This window comes from Paractinoplanes pyxinae (genome assembly GCF_026626335.1).
Lineage (GTDB): Bacteria > Actinomycetota > Actinomycetes > Mycobacteriales > Micromonosporaceae > Actinoplanes > Actinoplanes pyxinae.
The window spans coordinates 483,934-506,597 of record NZ_JAPNTZ010000002.1 but is presented as its reverse complement, the minus strand read 5'-3'; the positions used below and the strand labels follow the sequence as shown (position 1 = coordinate 506,597).

Genomic DNA, 22,664 nt, shown 5'->3' with positions numbered 1-22,664 from the left:
ACACGCCCTCGCGTCGAGGCGAGAACGGTCACCGAGGTGTGCTGCATGCGAACCCTCCGTCCGGCGGGATCAGGACGAGGCTGACCCTAGCCGAACCCGGCAATCGGGCACGAGCGGAACGGGTTTCGCCGGACCGGCATCGAGCAGCCCGTCCCTCGGGTCACAATCGGCACATGGGGCGGACGGAGCGAAACGGTCAGTTTGCCTCGCTTCGTATCGCCGGGCGGTACCGGCTCGTCGAGAAGCTGGGCGCCGGTGGCATGTCCGAGGTGTGGCGCGGCTACGACGAGCGGCTCGGGCGGGCCGTCGCGGTCAAGGTGCTCTCACCCCGGCTGGCCGACGACCAGATGTTCCGTGATCGGCTGCGCCAGGAGGCCCTGGCGGCGGCCCGGCTCTGCCACCCGCACATCACCGGCGTGTTCGACTTCGGCGAGTCACCGCTCGACGAGCGGCTGACCGTCCCGTACGTCGTGATGGAGCTGAACGACGGCGAGTCGGTGTCGGCCCGCATCGTGCGCCAGGGCCCGCTGCCGTGGCGCGACGCGGTCACCGTGGCCGTCGAGGTGGCGTCGGCCCTGGCCACGGCGCACGCCCGCGGGGTGGTGCACCGCGACGTCACCCCGGCCAACGTGATGCTCACCGGCGGTGGGGCCAAGGTCGTCGACTTCGGCATCTCGGCGATCGTCGGCCAGCGGGACGCCGCGCCCGACGGCAGCCTGCTCGGCACCCCGGCCTATCTGGCCCCGGAACGCCTCGGCGGGGCGCAGGTCTCGACGGCGACCGACGTATACGCGCTGGGGCTGCTGCTGTATCGCACGCTGTGCGGCCGCCATCCGTGGCCGGCCGACAACACCGCCGAGGCGCTGCGCGCCCACCTGTACGCCGACCCCGATCCCCTGCCCGCCATCCCCGGCCTGCCGCCGTCCGTTGCCGAGCTGGCCCTGCGCTGCCTGGCCAAGGATCCGGCCGACCGTCCCGGCGCGGCCGAGGTGGCCCACGACCTGGCCGTCACCGTCGGCGTCCAGCCGATCATCCCGCCGCTGGTCGAGCGGGCAGCCGACGCGCCGCAGGCCGTACGCGGCGCGGCCGGCCCGCCCGCGGTCGTGCCGCGACGCCGTCCGGGGCTGGGCCGCTCGCTGCTGGCCTATCTGGGCCTGCCCGGCGGTGTGCCGGGGCCCCGCCCGGCGGCCCGGGTGCTGCGGCTGCGGGTCGCCCTGAAGATCGGAGCAGCCCTGCAGCTGCGCGGGGCACGGCCCCTGGGTGGCGGCCTCTTCCAGGGCGGCCGCGTGCGCCGCCGGCCAAGAACGGCGACGGTGGGCTTTCCGAGCGCGCGGCACCGGGCTCAGGCCGCGATGGTGACCCTGATCGTGGTGGCGACGGCCGGGGTCGCCTGGTCGGCGGGCCGCGAGACCTCGGAGGTGCCGGAGGCGCAGGCCGCCGGGAACGGCGTCGTGGCGGCCGGCCCGGGCGACGAGGGCCAGTGTTCGGTCCGCTATCAGCTCCGCCAGGATTCGGGACGCAGCTACGAGGCCCAGTTGACCGTCGCCACCTCGGCCGCCGGGTCGTGGAAGGTCCAGTTTTCGTACCCGGGCAGTCAGAAACTCACCGGCGGATCGAAGGCGGTGACGCAGAAGGGCCGCCGGGTGACCGCGAAGGGTCACGGCAAACTCAAGTCCTTCACGTTGCGTGGGGAGTACCGCGACTACAACCCGTTGCCGCTGACGTTCTCGGTGGACGGCGTCGAGTGCCGGGCCGAGGTGATGGCCAACGTCGCGGCCAGCCGGCGCGACCGCGCCCGGTCCCCGCGCTCCGACGCCGCCCCGGTACGACGTGGAAGCTACCCGGCCAGGAGCTGGTCGACCGGGGCGTAGTCGTCGGTCAGGACGCGCGCGTTGTCGACGAACTCGGCCAGCGGCTCGCCGGTCAGGACGATCGCGGGGTCGGCGACCTTGGCCACGCGACGGGCCACGTCGGCCTCGGGCAGCGGCGACTTCGAGGCCATGATGACGAAGTTGGCCCCCACCTCGCCCGCCAGCGCCTCTTTGCTGCTGATCACCGCCACGTGCGGGAACGCCGCCGCCACGGTCGCCAGCTCGGCCCGGATGAACCGGTCGGGCGGGTAGTCGATCACGTTCTGGACGTAGACGCCGCCGGGCCTGAGGACCCGGGCGATGTCGGTCGCCATCTCTTCCGTGGCCAGGTGCCAGGGCACGGTGAGGTGGCCGAAGGCGTCGCCCACGACGAAGTCGTACGACTCGTCGGCCTGATCGGCGACGCCGACACGAGCGTCCCCGACCCGTACGCGAAGGTTCTCGTCGGTGCGAAGCCCCAGCTTGGAACGGTCGAGATCGACGAGCCCGCCGTCCAGCTCGATGACCAGCTGATCGCTGCCGGGGCGGGTGGCCCGCAGGTAGTCGGGCATGGTGAAGCCGCCGCCGCCCAGGTGCAGCGCGTCGACCGGGCCCATCGGCAGCACGTCGGCCACCGCACCGATCCACTGGATGTACGCGAACTCGAGGTTCCGCGGGTCGTCGAGGTCGACGTAGGAGTGCCGGGCCGAGTTGAGGATCAGCTCGCGGCCGCCCGGCTCGGCCGGATCGGTGCGCACCTGCGCGCAGTGGTACGCCGTCTCGACGTCGCACGGGGTGGGCGAGGCCACGCCCAGCCCGGCCCCGACCAGCCCGACCGAGGCCAGAACGGCCCGCGTCCGCGGCTTGCCCGGCAGCACCGCCCCGGTGCGCCGCAGCCACCAGGCCAGCGCGAGGCCCGAGGCCGCGAGCAGCACCGCCAGCGTGATGATGATCCAGCTCGACGGCACCGCCGCCACGAAGATGAACCCGGTGGCCAGCGTGGCCGTGATCGCCCCCAGCGTGCCGACGCTGGACAGCCGCCCGACCACCGACCCCGTCCGGTTGAGATCGCTGAGCTGCAGCTTCACCACCAGCGGGGTGATCGTCGACAGGATGAACGCGGGCAGGAAGACGGCCAGGGCGGCCAGCAGCAGCACGGCCGGCGCGGCGCCGCCCCGCAGCACCTCACCGCCGAAACGCACCAGCGGCAGCGTCAGCGCCGTGCCGATGGCGCCGAGCAGGAAGGCCGGGGCCATCAGCAGGCGCGGATCGAACCGGTCGGCGAGCCGGCCGCCCAGCCACGTGCCGTACGCGATGGCGGCCAGCGAGATGCCGATGACCGAGCTGCTCACCTGCAGCGTCACGCCGACGTAGGGCCCGACGAGGCGCAGCGCCAGGATCTCGAGGACGAGCACCGCCCCGCTCGAGCCGAAGACCAGAGCGGTGGCGAGGCCGGACGGCAGAGCGCGCGGCGGCGGGTTTCCCATCCGCCGGATGCTAGCCGCCCGAACCTGGCAGTCGCCTGGGACTAGAGCATCGACACGTGCACGTGGTTGGTGTGCTCGGCCGACGCCCCGCCGCTTCCGCTGTAACTTCGCCAGCCGTCGCCCGGGAACCAGATCTGCCGAAACCAGATCACGTACATGACGCCGAGCCGGTCGGCGTTCTTCACGAAGTAGTTGGCCAGCCGGTCGCCGTACGCCCTGTCCCCGCCCGTGGCCGGCGAGTTCTTGTACGTCGTCGCGTTGGACGACATGTCGCAGGCCCGGCCCTTGGGGTGCTCGCCGGAGTTCCGCTGGCTCCAGCAGACCGTGTAGCGGGTGAAACCGTCCGACTTGGCCTCTTTGTAGGCGTTCAGCGTGCGCGGCGTCAGGCAGCCCGAACTGGTCGGGTCTTTGATCGTGCACTTCTCGTCGGGCCAGGAGCCGTCGGAGTTGCGCGGGGCCGGCTTGGCCAGCGGCGAGTTGCCCGAGACGAAGCCGCCCGCGACCGAGCCGCCGCCGACACTGGCCAGCGCGAGCTCGGCCTCTTTCTTCTTCTTGGTGAGCGCGGCGACCTGCTTGGATTGCTCGCGCACCTCTTTGTCGATCGCCGCCTTGGCCGCCTCGGCCTTGTCGAGCGTCTCGCGGTAGCGGATAAGGGTCTGCGAGTCGAGCTGGGCCATCATGTCGAGGCGTTCCACGCGCTCGAGGAAGATGTCGGGCGAGCTGGAGTCGAGCAGCATCGACATCGTGCCGGGCCGGCCCAGCCGGTACGACCGGGTGGCGATCTCGTTGACCTGCTTCTCCATCGCCTTGGCGCCGGACTGGGCCTGCTTCACCGTGGCCTGCAGCTGCACGGCCCGCTTCTTCGACGCCTTCAGCTTCTGGATCGCCGTCGCCTGGCCCTTGGCCGCGGACTCGAGCGCGTTGCGCAGCGTCTTGTCGTCGCCCTCGTCGGGGTCGGCCTGCGCGGCCACGGGGGCCACCAGCAGAAATGCCATGACCATCGCGAGCACGATGCTGAGCCGGCGCTTGAATACCGCCGCCACGGATTACCTCCCCAGGTTAAGCGCGGGCAGACTCTACCGTGATACGTACTCCAGCGGCAGATCGATCAACTGGCCGAGTAACCGCCGTCGACGAAGAGTGTCTGGCCCGTGACGGCGACAGCTGCATCGCTGGCCAGGAACACGGCACACGCCCCGAAATCGGCGGGTACGCCGTTTCTGCCGATCATCGTGCGGGCCGCGTGCTTCGCGACGATCGCCGGATCCGCGAACACCGGCTCGGTGAGTGGGGTGTGGACGACGCCGGGCGCGATCGCGTTGCAGTTGACGCCGTGAGCCGACCACGCCTCGGCCTGCGACCGGGTCAGGCCGACCAGGCCGGCCTTCGACGCACCGTACGCGCCACTGTTGCCGTACGCGCGGAAGGCTTGTTGCGAGACCACGTTGATGATCCGCCCCCAGCCCCGGTCGGCCATCCGCGGGCCGAAGGCCTGACCGAGCAGGAACGGGGCGGTCAGGTTGGCCGCCAGCGTCACGTCCCAGTCGTCCTCGGTGAGCTCGCCCAGGGGTGGACGTCGATTCACCGCGGCCGAGTTGACCAGAATGTCCGGCGCCTCGACGGCGGCGACGACCCGTGCGACGCCGGCCCGATCGGCCAGATCGGCCGAAATCGCCTGCCCCTCGGCGCCGAAACCGCGCAGCTCGTCGATCACCTCGGCCATCGGCTCGGGACGGCGGGCCACCAGCACGATGCGTGCGCCGGCCCGTCCCAGCGCGACGGCCATGGCCCGGCCGATGCCCGAACTGCCACCGGTCACCATCGCCGTCCGGCCCTGAAGACCGAAAACGCTTTCCAGGTACGAGGTCACAGGCCCTACAGGATGGTCGTGTCCGGGAAGAGAGTGTCCCGGGCGGTGCGCCAGATGTCGTCGTTCGCGGCGACCAGCAGCCCCCGCTCGCTGTCCTGCGGGCTGTAGGGCGTCCCGTCGAGGTGCAACGCCGTGCCGCCGGCCTCGCGGATGATCAGCGTGCCCGGCACGTGGTCCCACGGCAGGATCCGCCAGAACAGCGCGAACTGCTGCTCGTCGAGGGCAACGGCCGGGTATTCGTAGCCCGCGCAGTGGTGTCCCTTGGTCACCTCGCCGAACGCGCGCGCGTTGGCCGCGGCCACCGACCGCAGACGCTCGGGCAGGTAGTGGCTGGCCACGACGCCACGCAGGGCGGCCGCGCCCGGGTCGTCGGTGCGGGTCTTGACCCGTACGCCGTCCCGGTAGGCGCCCGAGCCGGCCTCAGCCACCGTCAGGTTGTCGCCGACCACGTCGAGAATCCACGAGGCGGCGGGCTCACCGTCGCGCAGCAACGCCACCATCACCGCGAACGGCGTCTTGCCGGCCGCGAAGTTGTTGGTGCCGTCGACCGGGTCGACGATCCAGACCGCGCCGCTGTCGCCGAGCCGCCCGAGCAGCCCCGGGTCGGCCGCCACCGACTCCTCGCCGACCACCTGCGAGCCGGGCAGCAACGCCGTCAGCCCCTTGGTCAGCGCCCGCTCGGACTCTTTGTCGGCGATGGTGACCAGGTCACCGGGCGCCTTCTGCTGGATCTCGCTGGACGAGAGGTGACGGAAGCGCGGCAGGACGACCGTCGCCGCGACCTCGCGGATGAGCTCGCCGACCTGGTCAAGCACGCGGCGGCAACTTCACGACGCTGACGAAGAACTCGTCGATCTGCCGGATGACCGCGATGAACCGCTCGAAGTCGACCGGCTTGGTCACGTACGCGTTGGCGTGCAGCTGGTAACTGCGCAGGATGTCCTCGTCGGCGGCCGACGTGGTGAGCACGACGACCGGGATGCGGCCCAGCTCGTCGTCCTTCTTGACCTCTTCCAGCACCTCACGGCCGTCCCGCTTGGGCAGGTTGAGGTCGAGCAGGATGAGGTCGGGGCGCACGGAATTCGCGTACTCACCCTCGCGCCGCAGGTAGGCCAGCGCCTCGGCGCCGTCGGAGACGACGTTGAGCCGGTTGCGGACCTTGTGCTCCTCGAACGCCTCCTGGGTCATCATCACGTCGCCCGGGTCGTCCTCGACCAGCAGCACCTCGATCGGGGTGCCGTCGGCCCGTATCGCAGACGTCATGCCGTGACCTCTTCTCTCGCCTCTTGTTCCGGCGCCGCGGATTCCTCGTCCGGAGTGCCCGGCAGCACCGGGAGGGTGAACCAGACCGACGTGCCGTCCTCGACCTCGAGGTCCAGCCAGATCCGACCGCCATGATATTCGACGATCTTCTTGACGATGGCCAGGCCGATCCCGGTGCCCTCGTAGGCGTCCCGGGCGTGCAGGCGCTGGAAGATCACGAAGACCTTGTCGGCGAACTCGGCCTCGATGCCGATGCCGTTGTCGCGTACGTTGATCCGCCACTCGCCGCCGTCGCGCTCGGCGCTGACCCGGATCACCGGGGGCACCTCGGGCCGGCGGAACTTGAGAGAGTTGCCGATCAGGTTGACGAAGAGCGTGGTGAGCAGCGGCTCCTCGCCCTCGACGGTGGGCAGCTCGCCCCAGCTGATCTCGGCGTCCTCGCCGGCCCGCACCTCGAGCTGCGAGCGCACCTCGGTCAGCACGTGGTCGAGGTCGACCTCGGTGAAGCCGGCCGTCAGCCGGCCGATCCGCGAGAAGGCCAGCAGGTCGTTGATCAGGCGCTGCATGCGCTGGGCGCCGTCCACGGCGAATGCGATGTACTGGTCGGCGCGTTCGTCGAGCTGCCCGGCGTACCGGCGTTGCAGCAGCTGGCAGAAGCTGGCCACCTTGCGCAGCGGCTCCTGCAGGTCGTGCGAGGCCACGTAGGCGAACTGCTCGAGGTCGCGGTTGGACCGGGTGAGCTCTTCGGCCTGCACCTTGAGCTGGTCGTTGACCCACTCGATCTGGCTGCGGGCCTCGCGCACCTCGCTCAGCTCGGCCGCGATCTTCTGCCGCATGCCGTCGACGTCGGTGGCCAGGCCGGCCAGCTCGGGCGAGCCGGAGCTGGCGATGTGCCGGTCGTAGTCGCCGTCGGCCACCTCGCGCACCTGCTCGGCCAGCTCGGTCACCGGGCGGCTGACCATGCGGTCGAGCAGCAGCAACAGGGCCGAGCCGGCCAGGATGATGATCGCCGCGGCGGTGATCTGGATGGCCACCATCGTGCGGCTGCTCTGCTTGGCGGCGTCGGCCGACTTCGTCCGCAGCACCTGGATGTCGTCCTGCATGTCGGCGATGGCGACCCGCAGGGCGTCGAACCGCTCGGTCGAGGTCGACTTGAGCCTGTCCTGGCCGGCCTGGGTGCCCTCGGCCTTGATCAGCGCGATCACCGGCTCGGCGACCTCGCGGTGCCAGACGTCGGCCCGCTGCCGCACCTCGGTCAGCTCGTCGCGGATGGCGGTGTCTTCCGGGTGCAGCAGCCCCTCGATGCGGCTGACCAGCCGCTGCTCGTCGGCCAGACCCTGGTTGAACGGCTGCAGGTTGGCCTCGTTGCCGGTGATGGCGAAGCCGCGGATGCCCGTCTCCTGGTCGACGTAGGCGGTGTTGAGCGATTCACCGGCCGCCCGCATGGGGCTGGCCCGGTTGAGCACGTCGTCGAGCTGGCGGTTGTTCTGGGCGGCGGTGATCGCGGCGAACACGCCGAGCGCGCTGAGCAGCACGCCGACCGCGATGCAGAGGGCGACGATGCGCCGCCGCAGGGTCCAGGTGCGCACGGAGAACAGACTCATCGGCCGTGCCCCCGCGAGATGAGCAGCATCGCCACGTCGTCGGCCAGCGGGCCGCCGTTGGCCTGCTCGGCCCGGCCGACCAGCCAGGCCGGCAGCGCGGCCAGCGGCACCGAGCGGGCCGCCGTCTCGTCGAGCAGGCCGCACAGCCCGCTCACGTCGAGCCGTTCGTTGCCGTGGCCGGTGTGGCCCTCGATCAGGCCGTCGGTGTACATCAGCAGGGACCAGTCATCTCCGGAGAACGGGACCTCGGTGGCCGGGGTGGGCTTGGGGCGCACCCCCAGGACGATGCCGCGGCGGGCCTCGACCGGGGTGACCTGGCCGCCCTGCAGCAGCACCGGAGGCGGATGACCGGCCAGCCGGAAGACGGCCTTGTTGCCCGCCAGGTCGAGCACCACCGAGGCCACTGTCGCGAAGACCTCGCGGGCCCGGCGCTCGCTCATCAGCACCTGCTCGAGCGAGCCCAGGATCTGCTCGTCGGGCACGCCGGCCAGCACCAGCGCCCGCCAGGCGACCCGGAGCTCGACGCCCAGCGCGGCCTCGTCCACCCCGTGCCCGCAGACATCGCCCACGATCACGTGCAGCTTGTCCGCCCCCACCTGGACGACGTCGAAGAAGTCGCCGCCGAGCAGGCCCATGGCCCGGCCCGAGCGGTAGAACGTGTGCACTGCCACCCGTTCGGTGGACATCAGCGGCTGCGGCAGCAGGCCTCGTTCGAGGCGGGCCGACTCGGCCTGGCGCAGCTCGACCTCGCGCAGCCGCTGCGCGTTCTCGTCGGCGCGCTTGCGCTCGACCGCGTAGCGCAGCGAACGGGTCAGCAGGACGCCGTCGACCTGGCCCTTGACCAAGTAGTCCTGCGCGCCCTCGGCGACCGAGGCGACACCCAGGTGTTCGTCGGAGCGGCCGGTGAGCACGCAGACGGCCGCGCTGCCCGCCACCGCGAGGAGTTTGCGCAGCCCGTCGATGCCCTCGGCGTCGGGCAGGCCGAGGTCGAGCAGGACGCAGTGGATGCCGGCGAGCTGGCCCCGGGCCTCGCGCAGGCTGGTCGCCACCCGCAGGTCGAACGGGGCGTCGGCCTCGTGCAGCAGCTCGCGGACCAGGAAGGCGTCGCCCTCGTCGTCCTCGACCAGCAGGACGCGCAGCCTTTCCTGATAGACCGGATCAACGGGACGGGCCCGCGGCGCGACCGAGCGCTCAGTCATGCCGTGTCCCCCCACATGTCCTCCGCCCGGCGCTGACCCGCTGATAGTTCCCCACCGGGGAGCGGCGCACAACACCGGCACGGTCTCACGGGACGTCCTCGGCGGCCACCCGGCGGGCGTGCTGGGCGATGACCTCGCCGAGGATGCCGTGCAGCCGTCCGCACTCCCGGCAGTGCAGATTCTCGTCGAGGTGGCGGCTGCCGCACTCGACGCAGGTGCCCCTGTCCTCCGGGTCGCGGTAGGCCGCGAGAGCCTTGATCATGGCGCGGATCACGTGGTCGCCGACCGCGTAGGTGGCCTCGCCGAGGGCGGTGCGCACACCGATCAACGCGACCGGCGGGTCCTCGGGGCGAGGGTCGTACGGCTCGACGGCGTCGATGAACGCCGCCATCACTGCGGCCGGGTCGATGGGCGTGCTCACCCCGACAACGCTATTGCACGCCGTAAACGATCTTCCCACTACCCGGTGTCGTACCCAGCCGCTTAGATACACCCATGCGCGCTCCCGCGATCACCGACCCGGCCCGCCGGGCTCCGGCCGCCGCCCTCGCCGTCGTCGTGCTGATCCTGGCCGGGCTGGCCGGCCTGTGGGCCATCCGGCCGCCGTCCGCGCGCCCCGCCTCGGCCCCGGCCACCGAGTTCAGCGCCGAGCGCGCCTTCGGCCAGGTCCAGGCGATCGCCACCCGCCCCCACCCGGTCGGCAGCCCCGCGAACGACGAGGTGCGCGAGCACCTCCTCACCACCCTGCGCGGCCTCGGCCTGACCCCCGAGGTGCAGGACACGGTGTCGATCGAGGGCGCCGGTCTCTCGGCCAGCGCGGGCGGGGCCAGCCTGGCCCGGGTGCGCAACGTGATCGCCACGATCCCCGGCACCGGCTCCACCGGCCGCATCTTCCTGGTCGCCCACTACGACTCGGTGCAGGTCGGCCCGGGCGGCAACGACGACGCGGCCGGCACCTCGGCCGTCCTCGAGACGGCCCGCGCCCTGCTCGCCTCTCCTCGCCTGCGCAACGACGTGGTTCTGGTGCTCACCGACGGCGAAGAGGCCTGCCTGTGCGGGGCCAAGGCCTTCGTCGACCAGCACCCGCTGGCCCGCGACGGCGGCGTGGTGCTCAACCTCGAGGCGCGCGGCAGCAGCGGCCCGGCGATCATGTTCGAGACCTCGGCCGGCAACAGCAAGCTGGTCGCGGCGTACAGCCACGCGGTCAAGCCGGTGGGCACGTCGTTCGCGGTCGAGATCTACCGGATCATGTCCAACGACACCGACTTCACCCCGTTCCGCAAGTCGGGCTTCGCCGGGCTGAACGCGGCCTACATCGACGGCGCGGCGGTCTATCACGGGCCGACCGACCTGCCCTCGGCGATGGACCGCGGCAGCCTGCAGCACCACGGCGACAACACCCTCGCCGTCGTCCGTGAGCTGGGCGGACGTGACATCGCCGAGCTGAAGGTGACCGGCGGTGAGGACGCGACCTACTTCCCCGCGCCCGGCTTCCTCGTGCGCTACCCCGGCTCGCTGGTCTGGCCGATCGCCGTCCTGGCCCTGCTCGCCGTCGCCGCGCTGGCCTGGGTCGCCCGTCGGCGGCGGTTGACCGGCGGGCGGCGGCTGCTCAAGGCGGGCGTGCTGACCCTCGTGCCGATCGTGCTCGCCCCGGTGCTGGCCCAGGCGCTGTGGTTCCTGATCACCCTGATCCGGCCCGAGTACGCCGCGATGCCGATCGACCCGTACCGGCCCGGCTTCTATCGGGCAGCCGTCGTCGTCCTGACCGCGGCCGTCGTGATCGGCTGGTTCGCGCTGCTCCGCCGCCGCCTCGGCCCGGCCGCCCTGGCCATCGCGGGGCTGGGCTGGCTGGCCGTGCTGGGCGTGGTGCTCGCTGCGGTCGTGCCCGGCGGTTCCTATCTGGCCGCCCTGCCCGCTCTGGCCGGTGCGCTGGCCGGCCTGGTCGCGGTGGTCACCCGGGGCTGGCTGCCGGTGCTCGCGGTGACGCTCGGCGGCGCGGTGGCGACGGTCATCCTGCTGCCGACGGTCGTCATGCTCTTCCCGGCGCTGGGCATGGGCCTGGGCGCGGCCGGCGCCTTCCTCACCGTGCTGCTCGGGCTGGCCCTGCTCCCGGTGATCGACCTGATCCACCCGGTGGCGGGCGGTCAGCGCGGCGTCGAGGCGCTGCGCAGCCGCCGGCGGGGCGCTCTGCCCACCCTGGCCGCCCTGGTGGCCGTGCTGGTGCTGGCGGCCGCCGGCCTCGCGACCGACCGCTTCACCAACGACCGGCCCGCCCTGACCCAGCTCATGTACGCGATGGACGCCGGCGACGGCACCGCCCGCTGGATCAGCGACGAGTCCGCCGTCCAGCAGTGGACCGGTCAGTTCGTCTCGGGCGACCGGCACCGGATCGACGACACGATGCCGGCCTTCGGCCCCGAAGAGGTGCGCACCGGCGAGGCGCCAGCCGCCGACCTGCCCGCGCCGCAGCTCACGGTCGAGTCGGACACCCGCTCGGGCGACACCCGCACGATGACGCTGCGCCTGCGGCCTCAGCGCGCGGCCCGCCTGGTCACCCTGCACGTGCCGGGCGACGTGAAGGTCGGGTCGGCCACGGTCGAGGGCCGGCCGGTGCCGGTGCACTCGCCGAACTTCGGCTTCGCCTTTCACGCCCCGCCGGCCGACGGCATCGAGGTCGAGCTGACCCTGCAGGCCGCCGGCCCGGTGAAGTTCCGGGCCATGGACGCCAGCGACGGGCTGAGCGAAGTGCCCGGCTTCCAGCCCCGGCCGAGCGGCGTCGGCATCGTGGGCTCGCACACCAGCGAGATGCTGGCGGTGGCCAAGACCTACGAGTTCTAGCGCCCGCGGCCGCGGCGGCCGGTCGACTCGTTGTGCTTGAAGTGCACGAAGAGCCGGCCCCAGTTGTCGCCGTCCTTCTCGACCCGGTGATAGAGCTGCTTGATCTCTTTCTGGTCGAGGAAGCGCAGCACCTTCTTCTTGAGCGCGCCGCTGCCCTTGCCCGGGATGATCTCGACCGTGCTGGCCTTCTTCTGCACGGCCTCGTCGATGATCCCGCGCAGCGCACGGTCGATCTCGGTGCCCTTGTTGAAGATGTCGTGCAGGTCGAGCTTCAGCTTCACGTTTCTGACCTTATGCGCTCTCGGCCTTGCCGAGCCATTGCTCGGCCCGGTGCAGGGCTTCCTGATAGTCGGACTGCTGGTTCATCGCGGCGGCCAGGCGCAGGTGCGGCAGGGCCTCGCGGAACCGGCCGCCCCGCTCGAGCGTGCGGCCCAGCACGTGGTGGGCGTAGTGGTCGGACGGGTCGTGCTCGATCAGGCTGCGCAACTGCTCCTCGGCCTTGGTGAGCTGGGCCGAGTTGAAGTAGGCGCGGGCCAGCAGCTGGCGCACGGCCGTGTTGTGCGGCTCGGCCTCGACTATCGGCTCGAGCAGGCGGGACGCACCGAGAGGATCCCCGGACTCGAAGAAGAAGGTGGCTCGGCGGTACTCCTCGAGAAGATCCACGTGCGTGCTCCTCATCTCGGCGGCCTCTCTAACGCTGGCACAACAACGCGCCAACGGCGAGTGTTCCGATGATCCAAGCTTCCCGACAAAACGGCTCATACGGCAACTCAGTCGTCAGACAATGCCTGCGTGGGGGACTTTCCGAGCCATCTGGTGACCGCGCCGGCCCGTCCGCGGTCCGGGCGATTCAGGGCGACCGTGATCGGCGTCTTCGTGCTCGGCCTGTGCCTGTTGCTGGCCGGCGGCACGGCGGCGCCCGCGCTGACCTCGCCCGCGTTCCTGATCGCGGGCATGCGGGAGATCCCGTCACCGCCCCTGGGCACCTCGTGGGCGCCGGCGCCGCGCACGGCCGACGGGCTGAAGATGGTGGCCAGCACCGACGGGCAGGACTTCCAGCTGCACACGGCCGGGGGTGACCGCACCTTCCTGCCCGGCGTCGACCTCGGCGACACCACGCCGGGCCACCTGCCCGGCGAGGGGGCCATCTCGGCCGCGCAGTACCGGGCCTGGTTCGCGGCCATGAGCTGGCTGGGGCTGCGCGTGGTGCGGATCTACGAGATCCACCCGCCCGCGTTCTACGAGCAGCTGGCCGCCTGGAACCAGGCCAATCCGGAGCGCCCGCTCTATTTCGTTCAGGGCGTGCGGCTGCCCGACGAGACGTACGTGAAGAAGCGCAACCTGTTCGACAAGCCGTTCACCGACGCCTTCCGCCGGGAACTGCAGGCGGCCGCGAAGGCGGTGAGCGGCGACCTCACCCGGCAGGCCACGTTCGGGCAGGTCGGCGGGGCCTGGACGACCGACGTCACCCCGTGGCTGGCCGGCTGGATCATCGGCCGCGAGATCGACCCGGGCGCGGCCGCCGCCTCGGACCGGCGTAACGCCTCGGCGCCCCGGTTCACCGGCCGCTACTTCCGGAACACGCCCAAGTCGACGCCGACCGAGCGCTGGCTCGCCGCCCGCATGAACGACCTGGCCGGATACGTGGCCAAGCACGGCGTGAGCCAGCCGATCGCCTTTGTGAACTGGCCGACCACGGATCCGCTGCGCCACCCGCAGGAGCCCCTGCCGCAGGAGGATCTGCTCCCGATCGACGCCAACCACGTGCTGCCCACGGCGGACTGGCCGGCCGGGACGTTCGCCAGCTACCACGCGTACCCGTTCTACCCGGACTTCCTGCGGCACGAGCCGGCCCTGATCAACTACGACTACGAGGGGCATTCCGACCCGTACGCGGGATACCTGGCCGATCTGCGCCGGCATCACGCCACGATGCCGACCCTGATCACCGAGTTCGGCGTGCCGTCGTCGATCGGCTCCGCCCACAACGCGCCGCTGGGCCGCTCGCAGGGCGACCACAGCGAGCAGGACGCGATGCGGATCAACGCCGAGCTGCTGCGGATGATGAAGGACCAGAAGCTGGGCGGCGGGTTCGTCTACAGCTGGGCCGACGAGTGGTACCGCTACACCTGGAACACGGCCGGGCAGCAGGACCCGGCGCGGCGGCAGCTCTGGCACGACCCGCTCACCAACGAGCAGCATTTCGGGCTGCTCGCGATGGACGCCGACGGCGCGCCCGATGCCGGCGAGCAGCGCCTGCTCGACTCCGACGGGTGGCCGGCCCGCGAGGTCACGGCCCGGGTCGACGAGGAGTATCTGCGCCTGACCGCGAAGCTGGGCGACTCCAAGCCGGGCTCGATGATGGTCTCGTTCGACGTCCTGCCCGGTGTGAGCGGCGCGCCGATGCCGGGCAGCAGTGACCGCCGGCCGGACGCTGTCCTCGCGCTCAACCTCGTCGGGCAGAGCGGTCAGGCGTACGTCCGCAATCAGCTCGACCCGATGCGGCTGGACTTCACCGTGCCGGCGGCCGACCGTGGTCCCGCGCCGAACGGCTGGAAGCCCTTCGAGCTGGTCGTCAACCGCGCGCTCACGGTTCCCGGAACGGGAGCCAAGCTGCCGGTCGAGCTGCAGAACGCCGGCCGGCTGCGGCACGGGTCCTGGGATCCCGCCGACGACCAGGCCGACAGTCGTGCGCTCTGGCAGATCGACGGCGACGACCTGACCGTACGGGTCCCATGGGCCCTGCTGGGGTTCGCCGACCCCTCGGCGCGGCGGGTCGGCGTACCGAAGAACGGCAAGCTCACCACGCAGGTCAGCCCCGGCGTGACCGTGTCGTTCACGGCGTCGGGCACCGACCAGGCGGTCGGGCAGGTGCGCTGGTCGAACTGGAACCGCCCGTACTACACCGAACGCCTCAAGCAGGGCGCGGCGGAACTGCGGGACGCGGCCCTCGTGGTTACCAGCTAGCTCCCGGCCGAGGCGACTCCGGCCAGCACCGGGGTGGCGGTGATGGTGTCGGCCGCGGTCACTGTCGCGTAGCCGGCCACCTCGCTCGCGCCGAGGCGGGTGGTCCCCAGCGTGCCCGGGCCGAAGGTCGCCGCCACGGCCAGCGCGGCGCCCAGGGCCGCGATCCGGGTGCGCCGCTGCCAGCTCGTCGTCAGGTGCTTCGTCGTCGTCATGACCACCACGATCACGGCGTACGGTGTCAGTCGGCTGTGCTCCTTTTCTGCGTTTTCTGTGAGCCGGAATCACAGCTGGTACACAGGAACGGGAAAGCAAGCGCATAGCGTGGCCCACGACAGTAGGGGCATGACGATGGCGAACTCAGATTCCAGCACCGACCTGCGCCGGCCCGACGGGGGTCCCGTCCGGGTCCTCGTGGTCGACGACGAGCCGACGCTGGCCGAGCTCCTTTCGATGGCCCTGCGCTACGAGGGCTGGGACGTCAAGAGCGCGGGCGACGGGCAGACCGCCGTGCGCACCGCCCGCGACTTCCGCCCCGACGCCGTCGTCCTCGACATGATGCTGCCCGACATCGACGGGCTTGAGGTGCTGCGCCGGCTGCGGGGCGAGACCCCCGAGGTGCCGGTGCTGTTCCTCACCGCCAAAGACTCGGTGGAAGACCGGGTCACCGGGCTGACAGCCGGCGGCGACGACTACGTGACCAAGCCGTTCAGCCTGGAAGAAGTCGTGGCCCGGCTGCGCGGCCTGATGCGCCGGATGGGCCACTCCCCCATGCGCACCGACTCGCAGCTGATCGTCGGCGACCTCACCCTCGACGAGGACAGCCACGAGGTGCGCCGCGGCGGCGACCTGGTCACGCTCACGGCCACCGAGTTCGAGCTGCTGCGCTATCTGATGCGCAACCCGCGCCGGGTGCTGAGCAAGAGCCAGATCCTCGACCGGGTCTGGAACTACGACTTCGGTGGTCAGGCCAACGTGGTCGAGCTCTACATCTCGTACCTGCGGAAGAAGATCGACGCGGGCCGCTCACCGATGATCCACACGATGCGCGGAGCCGGCTATGTCCTCAAGCCCGCCGACTGAGCACCCGGCCCGCTGGCGCAGCCCGGCCGGCTGGCCGCTGCGCACCCGGATCGTGGCCATCATCATCGTCCTGCTCACGGTCCTCGGGCTCGCGGTCGGCGGCACGGCCTACTTCTTCCTGCGCAACACGCTCTACACGCAGCTCGACGCCAAGCTCGACCAGACCAGCAACCCGTTCCACAGCCGGGGCAGTGGCGGCCCGCCGCCGTCGTTCAACCGGGATCGCCCGTTCGGCGGGGCGGAACCGGGCTCGATCGGCATCACCTACACGGTCCCGACGGCCGTCAGCGGCGGCCTCATCGTGACCGCCGAGGACGACGGCTACGCCGTGCTCGCGTACGAGCCCCTCAGCGACGCCGCCCAGGCCGAGCTCACCGCCGTCCCGGCCGACGGCACCAAGAGCGACATCACCCTCGACGGCTACGGCTCGTTCCGCGTCGTCGCGCTGACCACCGACAGCGGCGAGACGAGGGTCGTGGCGCTCTCGCTCAAGAACACGAACTTCACGCTGCTCCGCGTCGCGCTGGTCACGGGCGGCGCCGTGCTCATCGCGATAGGGATCGCCGGATGGGCCGGGGCGCTCATCGTCCGCCGTACGCTGGCCCCGCTGGACAGAGTGGCCGCGACCGCGACCAAAGTCTCCGAGCTGCGGCTCGATCGCGGCGAGGTGCAACTGGCCCAGCGCGTGCCCGAGCGCGACACCGACCCCCGTACCGAGGTGGGCCAGGTCGGCGCCGCGCTCAACCAGATGCTCGACCACGTCGGCAACGCGCTCGAGGCCCGGCATGCCAGCGAGATGCAGGTACGCCAGTTCGTGGCCGACGCCAGCCACGAGCTGCGCACCCCGCTGGCCGCCATTCGCGGGTACGCCGAACTGAGCCGCCGCAGCCGGGCCCCCGTCTCCGACGAGATCGCCCACGTGCTCGGCCGCGTCGAGTCCGAGGCTCAGCGGATGACCGGGCTCGTCGAAGACCTGCTGCTGCTGGCCCGCCTGGACGCCGGCCGCCCGCTCGGGCACGACCCGGTCGACCTCAGCATGCTGGTCGTCGACACGGTCAGCGACGCCCACGCGGCCGGCCCGCGCCACAACTGGCAGCTCGATCTGCCCGAGGAGCCGGTGGTGGTGATCGGCGACGGCGCCCGGCTGCACCAGGTGCTGGCCAACCTGCTGGCCAACGCGCGCACCCACACACCCGAGGGCACCACGGTCACGGTCGGGGTCACGTCGGAAGGCGGCGCGGCCGTGCTGCGGGTCGAGGACGCCGGTCCGGGCATCCCGGCCGAGCTGCAGCCGCACATCTTCGAGCGCTTCGCCCGCGGCGACAGCTCCCGGTCGCGGGCGGCCGGCAGCACCGGACTCGGCCTGTCGATCGTGCACGCCGTGGTCACCGCGCACGGCGGCGGCGTGTCGGTCGAAAGCCGCCCCGGCCGGACGGTCTTCACGGTCGTGCTGCCACTGGGGCACGCCGTCCCATCAGCTGAGCAGTTCGCCCAGATCGCTCCACCGCCGAACTGAGGCGCTATGCTGGCCCACATGTCTCGCTGGTATTCGTGGTTTAGTGGGCCGGCTCCCGCCGGTGCCTCAGCCATGACCTGAGACACCCCGCCAGAGCCGGCCCGGGCAGCGACACGACGTCGCTGCCTTTTTGTTTGCCGCCGGCTCTCACCGTGGGCGCCGGCGTCAGGAGTGGAGACCCACCGTGACTGCCCCCGAGGTCCAGCGCGTTCGTGACCAGCGCATCGAGAAGGTCGTGCCGCTGATGAGCCCGGCCCTGCTGCACCACGAGCTGCCGCTGACCAGCGAGTTGCACGACACCGTGCTCGACGGCCGCCGCCAGGTCGAGGACGTCCTCAATCACCGAGATCCGCGGCTGCTCGTCGTGGTCGGCCCGTGCTCGGTGCACGACCCGGCCGCCGCCGGCGAGTACGCGTCGCTGCTGTCGACAGCGGCCGCGCGCTTCGCCGACGACCTGCTGATCGTCATGCGGGTCTACTTCGAGAAGCCGCGCTCCACCGTCGGCTGGAAGGGTCTGATCAACGACCCCGCCCTGGACGGCACCGGCGACGTCGGCACCGGCCTGCGCATCGCCCGCAAGCTGCTGCTCGAGATCGTCGGCCGCGGCCTGCCGACCGCCGTCGAATTCCTCGACCCCATCACCCCGCAGTACATCGCGGACACCGTGGCCTGGGGTGCGATCGGGGCCCGTACGGTCGAATCGCAGGTCCACCGGCAGCTGGCCTCCGGCCTCTCGATGCCGATCGGCATGAAAAACCGGCCCGACGGCAGCATCGCCACCGCCATCGACGCCATCCAGGCGGCCGAGGTGCCGCACGTCTTCCCCGGCATCGACTACTCCGGCACCCCGGCCATCCTGCACACCACCGGCAACCCGGACACCCACCTGGTGCTGCGCGGGGGCGGCGGCAAGCCCAACTACAGCGCGCAAGACGTGGCCGGCGCGCTCGAGCTGCTGCGCAAGGCCGAACTGCCGGAGCGACTGGTGATCGACTGCTCGCACGGCAACAGCGGCAAGGACCACCTGCGCCAGCCCCTGGTGGCCGACGACGTCGCCACGCAGATGGAGGCCGGGCAGCGCGGCATCAGCGGTGTCATGCTCGAGAGCTTCCTCGTGCCAGGCCGACAGAACTTGGGGGGCGAACTCACGTACGGGCAATCGGTGACCGACGCCTGCATGGGCTGGGACCCGACCGTGGCCGTGCTGGAGCGGCTGGCCACGGCCTCGGCCAAGCGCCGGACTCACAGCTAGGCCACAGGGTCGGCATAACGGCGGGACAGGGGCAGCGCCGAATCTGGGTTCCATGACCACGACGTTGCCCGTCCCTCCCCCGGTGGCGCCCGATCTGCCGCCGCCCCCGCCGGCCCGCCGCGCCGCCGACCCGGTCTGGGTGCGCCCGGCCCTGCTGGCGTTGCTGCTGATCACGGGTGTGCTCTACATCTGGGGACTGAACAAGAACGGCTGGGCCAACGCCTTCTACTCGGCCGCCGTGCAGGCCGGCTCGGAAAGCTGGAAGGCGTTCTTCTTCGGCTCGTCGGACGCGGCCAACTCAATCACGGTCGACAAGACGCCGGCCGCCCTGTGGGTGATGGCGCTGTCGGCCCGGATCTTCGGGGTCAACTCCTGGAGCATCCTGGTGCCGCAGGCGCTCATGGGCGTGGCCAGCGTGGGCCTGCTCTTCGCCACGGTGAAGCGCTGGTACGGCCCGGTGGCCGGGCTGATCGCGGGGGCGGTGCTCGCCCTCACCCCGATCGCAGTGCTGATGTTCCGGTTCAACAACCCGGACGCGCTGCTCGTGCTGCTGATGGTGGCGGGCGCCTACGCGACCGTACGGGCCATCGAGAACGGCTCGACCAAGTGGATCATGCTGGCCGGCGTCTTCGTCGGCTTCGGCTTTCTGGCCAAGATGCTGCAGGCGCTGCTCGTGGTGCCGGCGTTCGCGCTGGCCTACCTGGTGGCCGGCCCGCCCAAGCTGGGCAAGCGCATCGGGCAGCTGCTGCTCTCCGGGGTGGCGCTGGTCGTCTCGGCCGGGTGGTACATCGCGATCGTCGAACTGGTGCCGGCGTCGATGCGGCCGTACATCGGCGGCTCGCAGAACAACAGCATTCTCGAGCTGACGCTGGGCTACAACGGGCTCGGCCGGCTCAACGGCGACGAGACCGGCAGCGTCGGCGGCGGAGGCGGTGGCTTCGGCGGCGGCGGAGGCATGTGGGGCTCGACCGGGCTGACCCGCATGTTCGACAGCTCGCAGGGCGGGCAGATCTCGTGGCTGCTGCCGGCGGCGCTGATCGTGCTGGTGGGCAGCCTGGCCGTCACGGCACGGCGAGCGCGTACGGACCGGGAGCGAGCCGGGCTGATCCTGTGGGGCGGCTGGCTGCTGATCACCGGGCTGGTGTTCAGCTTCATGCAGGGCATCTTCCACGCGTACTACACGGTGGCGCTGGCGCCGGCGGTCGGCGCGGTGGTCGGCATGGGAGCGATGCTGCTCTGGCGCAGTCGCTTGCTAGGCCGAGTCGTGCTGGCGGTGGCGGTCGGGGTCACGGCCTGGTGGTCGTACCACCTGCTGGCGCGCAGTGCCGACTTCCTGCCGTGGCTGCGGTGGGTGGTGCTGATCGGCGGGATCGTGGGGGCGGTCGCGCTGCTGGGCGCCCTTCGCCTGCCGGCTCGGGTTGCTGCGCTGGCGGCGGGGGTTTCGCTGGCCGCGGTGCTGGCCGGTCCGGCTGCGTACGCGGTGCAGACGGCGTCGGAGGGTCATTCGGGGTCCATTCCTTCGGCGGGGCCGGCCGTGTCGGGTGGCGGCTTCGGTGGCGGAGGGCCCGGCCGCGGTGGTCGGGGTGGCTTCCCGGGCGGCGGTCAGGGTTTCCCGGGCGGTGGTGGTCAGGGCAACTTCCCCGGCGGTACGCAGGGTGGCGGCACTCAAGGAGGCGGTGCTCAGGGCTTCCCGGGCGGGGGCTTCCCCGGCGGCACCAACGGCGGAACCGGCACCGGCGGGACTGGACAAAACGGCGGCGGTTTCGGCGGCCGCGGCAACGGCGGCGGGATGCGGGGCGGTGGCATGGGCGGCCTGCTCGACGCCGCGACGGTCAGCGACGAGATGAAGGCCCTGCTCGAGGCCGACGCCGACCAGTACACCTGGGTGGCCGCCGCGGTCGGCTCCCAGAACGCGTCCGGCTATCAACTGGCGACCGGCGACCCGGTGATGGCAGTCGGCGGCTTCAACGGCAGCGACCCGTCCCCCACCCTCACCCAGTTCCAGCAGTACGTGGCCGAAGGCAAGATCCACTACTTCATCGGCGGAGGCGGCTTCGGCGGCGGCCGCGGCAGCTCGGGCGGCAGCAGCGCCAGCTCCGAGATCGCCACCTGGGTCTCCGAGAACTTCACCGCCCAGACGGTCGGCAACACCACGGTCTACGACCTGACCCAGCAGACCGGCACCACCGCCTGACCACCACTCACCACCCCCACGATCGGCCGGCTCCCGAGGGAGCCGGCCGATCCCTTTTGTGCAGGCCATGGGTTCACAGGCGAGACACAGTGCGGCCACAAAGCGCGCTTAAGCCGCGCGATCATCGTTGGGGCATGAGCCTTTCGACGCAGCCGGCGCACGCCGCGGCCCCGACCCGATTCGATTCGCCGGTGCTCGACGTGGTCGTCCCGGTCTACAACGAAGAGATCGACCTCGAGCCGTGTGTGCGGCGCCTGCATGCGTACCTGGAAGCCTCGTTTCCCTACCGCTTCCGCATCACGATCGCCGACAACGCGAGCACCGACTCGACCCCCGAGGTGGCCGGCCGGCTCGCGTACGACCTGCCCGAGGTCGCATCGGTGCGGCTGGCCGAGAAGGGCCGGGGCCGCGCCCTCAAGTACGTCTGGACCCAGTCGGACGCGGCGGTGCTGGCCTACATGGACGTCGACCTGTCGACCGACCTGGGCGCGCTGCTCCCGCTGGTGGCGCCGCTGATCAGCGGCCACTCGGACCTGGCGATCGGCTCCCGCCTGGCCCGCGGCTCCCGGGTCGTCCGCGGCGCCAAGCGCGAGTTCATCTCCCGCAGCTACAACCTGATCCTGCGCGGCACCCTGGCCGCACGGTTCTCCGACGCCCAGTGCGGCTTCAAGGCCATCCGGTCGGACGTGGCCGCCCGCCTGCTGCCGATGGTCGAGGACACCGGCTGGTTCTTCGACACCGAGATGCTGGTGCTGGCCGAACGGGCCGGCCTGCGCATCCACGAGGTCCCGGTCGACTGGGTGGACGACCCCGACAGCCGAGTCGACATCGTCGCCACGGCCGTGGCCGACCTGAAGGGCATCGTGCGCCTGCTGCGCGCCTTCGGCTCCGGCAAGCTGCCGCTGGCCGCCCTCCGCGACCAGCTGGGCCGCGACCCCCTTCCGGTGGCCGGCGTACCCGCGGGCCTGACCGGCCAGCTGATCCGCTTCGCCGCCGTGGGCGTGGCCAGCACCCTGGCCTACCTGGCCCTCTACGCCCTGTTCCGCCTGGGCGTCGGTCCCCAGTGGGCAAACTTCGCGGCCCTGCTGCTCACTGCGATTGCGAACACCGCCGCCAACCGCCGCCTGACTTTCAACGTACGGGGAAACGACGGCGCCTGGCGCCACCAGACCCAGGGCTTGATCGTCTTCGGCATAGGCCTGGCCCTGACCAGCGGAGCCCTGGCCCTCCTGGGCGCTTTGCACTCGGCTCCCGCCAAGCCGGTGGAACTGGCCGTCCTGATCGCAGCAAACCTGCTGGCCACCGCCGTCCGCTTCCTCCTGCTACGCATCTGGGTCTTCCGCTCCCGAACCCCCGACCCCGCCGAAGCCACCACCTGACCAGACGCGTCTACCGACGCAGGCGCCGTCCACTCGGCGGCATCTCCCAGCCCGCCCGATCAGAACCCGTGCGCTGCCGAGGTCGCGTCCACCACCGGCCGCATCCTCAGCGCCGCTGCTCGGTCGACGGCAAGCGCAAGGCCCACTGCGAATGCGACCCGCCCA

19 protein-coding genes are annotated in these 22,664 nt (G+C 71.5%); 8 read left to right on the top strand and 11 right to left on the bottom strand.

Going from position 1 to position 22,664, the window contains the following annotated elements:
- Nucleotides 1-173 precede the first annotated feature (173 nt).
- Nucleotides 174-1,871, top strand: coding sequence for a serine/threonine-protein kinase (locus tag OWR29_RS06955; RefSeq protein WP_267561679.1), 1,698 nt, complete (start codon nucleotides 174-176; stop codon nucleotides 1,869-1,871).
- Here the strand turns inward: OWR29_RS06955 and OWR29_RS06950 are convergent.
- The 8 genes from OWR29_RS06950 to OWR29_RS06915 form a co-directional block, all read right to left on the bottom strand.
- Nucleotides 1,838-3,337 carry a fused MFS/spermidine synthase gene (locus OWR29_RS06950; RefSeq protein ID WP_267561678.1) on the bottom strand — a complete coding sequence of 500 codons (1,500 nt, stop codon included), beginning with the start codon at nucleotides 3,335-3,337 and terminating at the stop codon, nucleotides 1,838-1,840. The two genes, OWR29_RS06955 and OWR29_RS06950, sit on opposite strands and share 34 nt — an antisense overlap.
- 41 nt (nucleotides 3,338-3,378) lie before the next feature.
- The gene (locus tag OWR29_RS06945) at nucleotides 3,379-4,338 is read right to left on the bottom strand and encodes a coiled-coil domain-containing protein (protein WP_498371629.1); all 960 of its coding nucleotides are present in this window, start codon (nucleotides 4,336-4,338) and stop codon (nucleotides 3,379-3,381) included.
- 107 nt (nucleotides 4,339-4,445) lie between these two features.
- Complete coding sequence (locus OWR29_RS06940; protein ID WP_324291224.1) at nucleotides 4,446-5,207, bottom strand: SDR family NAD(P)-dependent oxidoreductase; 762 nt, start codon at nucleotides 5,205-5,207, stop codon at nucleotides 4,446-4,448.
- A gap of 5 nt (nucleotides 5,208-5,212) precedes the next feature.
- The gene (locus tag OWR29_RS06935; protein ID WP_267561676.1) at nucleotides 5,213-6,022 is read right to left on the bottom strand and encodes an inositol monophosphatase family protein; all 810 of its coding nucleotides are present in this window, start codon (nucleotides 6,020-6,022) and stop codon (nucleotides 5,213-5,215) included.
- Nucleotides 6,015-6,470 carry a response regulator gene (locus OWR29_RS06930; protein WP_267561675.1) on the bottom strand — a complete coding sequence of 152 codons (456 nt, stop codon included), beginning with the start codon at nucleotides 6,468-6,470 and terminating at the stop codon, nucleotides 6,015-6,017. The genes OWR29_RS06935 and OWR29_RS06930 overlap by 8 nt, the downstream gene beginning before the upstream one ends.
- A complete protein-coding gene (locus tag OWR29_RS06925; RefSeq protein WP_267561674.1) occupies nucleotides 6,467-8,074 on the bottom strand; it encodes a sensor histidine kinase in 1,608 nt (535 codons plus the stop codon). Before OWR29_RS06925 ends, OWR29_RS06930 begins: the two co-directional genes overlap by 4 nt.
- The gene (locus OWR29_RS06920) at nucleotides 8,071-9,273 is read right to left on the bottom strand and encodes a PP2C family protein-serine/threonine phosphatase (RefSeq protein ID WP_267561673.1); all 1,203 of its coding nucleotides are present in this window, start codon (nucleotides 9,271-9,273) and stop codon (nucleotides 8,071-8,073) included. The genes OWR29_RS06925 and OWR29_RS06920 overlap by 4 nt, the downstream gene beginning before the upstream one ends.
- Before the next feature lie 85 nt (nucleotides 9,274-9,358).
- Nucleotides 9,359-9,694 carry a hypothetical protein gene (locus OWR29_RS06915; RefSeq protein WP_267561671.1) on the bottom strand — a complete coding sequence of 112 codons (336 nt, stop codon included), beginning with the start codon at nucleotides 9,692-9,694 and terminating at the stop codon, nucleotides 9,359-9,361.
- A gap of 74 nt (nucleotides 9,695-9,768) precedes the next feature.
- Between OWR29_RS06915 and OWR29_RS06910 the strand changes: the two genes are divergently transcribed.
- Nucleotides 9,769-12,111 carry a M28 family peptidase gene (locus tag OWR29_RS06910; RefSeq protein ID WP_267561670.1) on the top strand — a complete coding sequence of 781 codons (2,343 nt, stop codon included), beginning with the start codon at nucleotides 9,769-9,771 and terminating at the stop codon, nucleotides 12,109-12,111.
- Here OWR29_RS06910 and OWR29_RS06905 read toward each other — a convergent pair.
- The gene (locus tag OWR29_RS06905; protein WP_267561669.1) at nucleotides 12,108-12,392 is read right to left on the bottom strand and encodes a Smr/MutS family protein; all 285 of its coding nucleotides are present in this window, start codon (nucleotides 12,390-12,392) and stop codon (nucleotides 12,108-12,110) included. The two genes, OWR29_RS06910 and OWR29_RS06905, sit on opposite strands and share 4 nt — an antisense overlap.
- Before the next feature lie 10 nt (nucleotides 12,393-12,402).
- Nucleotides 12,403-12,774 (bottom strand): tetratricopeptide repeat protein, encoded by a 372-nt coding sequence (locus tag OWR29_RS06900; RefSeq protein WP_267561668.1) that lies wholly within the window; start codon nucleotides 12,772-12,774, stop codon nucleotides 12,403-12,405.
- Nucleotides 12,775-12,903: 129 nt separating this feature from the next.
- On the opposite strand from OWR29_RS06900, the gene OWR29_RS06895 reads away from it, so the two are divergent.
- Nucleotides 12,904-15,078, top strand: coding sequence for a hypothetical protein (locus OWR29_RS06895; RefSeq protein WP_267561667.1), 2,175 nt, complete (start codon nucleotides 12,904-12,906; stop codon nucleotides 15,076-15,078).
- Here the strand turns inward: OWR29_RS06895 and OWR29_RS06890 are convergent.
- Nucleotides 15,075-15,290: a hypothetical protein gene (locus OWR29_RS06890; RefSeq protein WP_267561666.1), complete on the bottom strand. Its 216-nt coding sequence runs from the start codon at nucleotides 15,288-15,290 to the stop codon at nucleotides 15,075-15,077. The genes OWR29_RS06895 and OWR29_RS06890 overlap by 4 nt on opposite strands.
- A 130-nt stretch (nucleotides 15,291-15,420) precedes the next feature.
- Between OWR29_RS06890 and OWR29_RS06885 the strand changes: the two genes are divergently transcribed.
- From OWR29_RS06885 to OWR29_RS06865, 5 genes are all read left to right on the top strand, one after another.
- Nucleotides 15,421-16,158: a response regulator transcription factor gene (locus OWR29_RS06885; protein ID WP_267561665.1), complete on the top strand. Its 738-nt coding sequence runs from the start codon at nucleotides 15,421-15,423 to the stop codon at nucleotides 16,156-16,158.
- Nucleotides 16,136-17,674: a sensor histidine kinase gene (locus tag OWR29_RS06880; protein WP_267561664.1), complete on the top strand. Its 1,539-nt coding sequence runs from the start codon at nucleotides 16,136-16,138 to the stop codon at nucleotides 17,672-17,674. The genes OWR29_RS06885 and OWR29_RS06880 overlap by 23 nt, the downstream gene beginning before the upstream one ends.
- A 184-nt stretch (nucleotides 17,675-17,858) precedes the next feature.
- A complete protein-coding gene (locus OWR29_RS06875; protein ID WP_267561663.1) occupies nucleotides 17,859-18,926 on the top strand; it encodes a 3-deoxy-7-phosphoheptulonate synthase in 1,068 nt (355 codons plus the stop codon).
- A 52-nt stretch (nucleotides 18,927-18,978) separates the two neighbouring features.
- On the top strand, nucleotides 18,979-21,120 hold the full coding sequence (locus OWR29_RS06870) for an ArnT family glycosyltransferase (protein WP_267561662.1): 2,142 nt from the start codon (nucleotides 18,979-18,981) through the stop codon (nucleotides 21,118-21,120).
- 134 nt (nucleotides 21,121-21,254) lie between these two features.
- Complete coding sequence (locus OWR29_RS06865; protein ID WP_267561661.1) at nucleotides 21,255-22,499, top strand: bifunctional glycosyltransferase family 2/GtrA family protein; 1,245 nt, start codon at nucleotides 21,255-21,257, stop codon at nucleotides 22,497-22,499.
- Nucleotides 22,500-22,664 lie beyond the last annotated feature (165 nt).